Annotated in this window: 2 protein-coding genes and 1 pseudogene; 1 reads left to right on the top strand and 2 read right to left on the bottom strand. The window is 54.1% G+C overall.

The window, feature by feature from the left end; genetic code table 11:
• Positions 1-496: 496 nt before the first annotated feature.
• Positions 497-709, top strand: coding sequence for a hypothetical protein (locus AC1DRJ_RS26805; RefSeq protein ID WP_477804810.1), 213 nt, complete (start codon positions 497-499; stop codon positions 707-709).
• 109 nt (positions 710-818) lie between these two features.
• Here the strand turns inward: AC1DRJ_RS26805 and AC1DRJ_RS26810 are convergent, their stop codons facing one another.
• Entirely contained in the window at positions 819-1,529 is a 711-nt protein-coding gene (locus AC1DRJ_RS26810) for an SDR family NAD(P)-dependent oxidoreductase (RefSeq protein WP_477804811.1), read from the bottom strand.
• Positions 1,530-1,572: 43 nt separating this feature from the next.
• Positions 1,573-1,658 (bottom strand): annotated as a pseudogene (locus AC1DRJ_RS26815) (DsbA family oxidoreductase); the annotation flags it as partial.

The raw sequence follows: 1,658 nt of genomic DNA on the forward strand, positions 1-1,658 counted from the left end.
CTTCTATGTCACCCCTTGCCTGGACATGCGCGACCTCAGCGAAGTAGCGATCGGAGCGGGTAATGGGGTCGGCGCAGGCACGCAGGCGTAAGGTTTCGATTTCGGAGCCGGTGATGGTGGTGTTGTCCGAAGGGACGGGCACCCATGTTTGTCCGCCATCGCTCGTTTTGACAGACCCAGGTGTAGGCACCCTATACAACAATGAAAAAGGCTCATCTTGCGCTGGGCCTATCTCGTTTATAGGGCTTCTCCCCTGAGTTTTCCCCGTTCGTTCCCCGTTTCGTGCTCGCCCTCCCTCTTCCGGTCTCTTTCGCCCCGCACGTTGAGAGGAGGTTATATGGGTGCGGAATCGACGCTCTCAATTCTGGTACCGCGCATCTACAAACCTCACCGAAACGATAAGCGGTCACTGTCGGAAATCAGCGAGGCGGCATAATGGCAGCAGTGCTTATGCACAATCTGCTACTTCACTCCGCCGTTGCGAGCCCCTTTTGTAATGAACACCGAACGACATTACTCGATCATTTTGGAGCACAGCGCCGAGGTGCTGCTTGAGCATGCCTCCATGGCGCAGATAGAGGCATTTTGGGACGCCAACGATACTCGCTACTTCGGGTTGCGTATGGAGGACGAGCACAGCGCGCACGCACGGGWGATTGTTACGGACGAAGTCCCCGACGAGGAAGACGTGGAGCTTTCTTGTCTGTAGAAAAAAGGGCGCGGATTTAGTTTTCCATCTGTTGCCGACACCACCATACAAAACAAAGCCCTCGTAGAAATACGAGGGCTTTGTTTTTTCTGGCGTTTGTACACACGCCTTAGTGACCAGCGCTCTGCCCACCATCCACATGCAGAATCTCCCCGGTAACAAAGTTGGCGCTGTCCAGGTAAACAACCGCCTGAGCAATATCACTGATCTCCCCCATGCGCCCAACCGGGTGCAGATTTCCCAGCGCTTCATGCGTTTCTTCACCATGCATCGGCGTCTTGATGATGCCTGGGGAAACCGCATTCACCCGGATTCCGCGCTTGGCGTACTCAATTGCCAGGGACTTGGTCGCCGCGTTCAAACCACCTTTGGTCAGTGAAGCCAGTACCGACGGCACACCATCAATCGCATGGTCCACCAGGCTAGTGGTGATGTTGAYGACGTGGCCTTTGCCTTGTTTTTCCATCTCGGTGATCGCGAGTTGGGTGATGTAGAAGAATCCATTGAGGTTCACCGACAGCACATTGGCGTAGTCTTCAGCGGTGTACTCGGTGAACGGTTTGGCAATGAAGATCCCGGCGTTGTTAACCAAAGTATCGATACGGCCAAAACGTGCAATGGTTTCACGGATGACATGCTGCGCGACCTCCGGATCGCCGATGTCGCCCGCCACGGTGAGGATGTCCGGGTCGGTGGAAGGTTTAATCGAACGCGACGTGGCGACAACTTTGTAATCCAGATCACGGAAAGCTTTGACCATGCCTGCACCGAGGCCTTGGGATGCACCAGTAATCACGATGACTTTTTTCGAATTGCTCATGATGAACCTCTGCTAATAAAAGATGATTTTAAAAAGTAACTAATCAGGCTTCGGCGGGGGCCATGGCCATTTGTCTCAACATTTGTTCGTAGAACTCGACCGACTGCGATCCGGACACCAGGTGACGAC

The organism is Pseudomonas sp. P5_B2 (assembly GCF_056400445.1).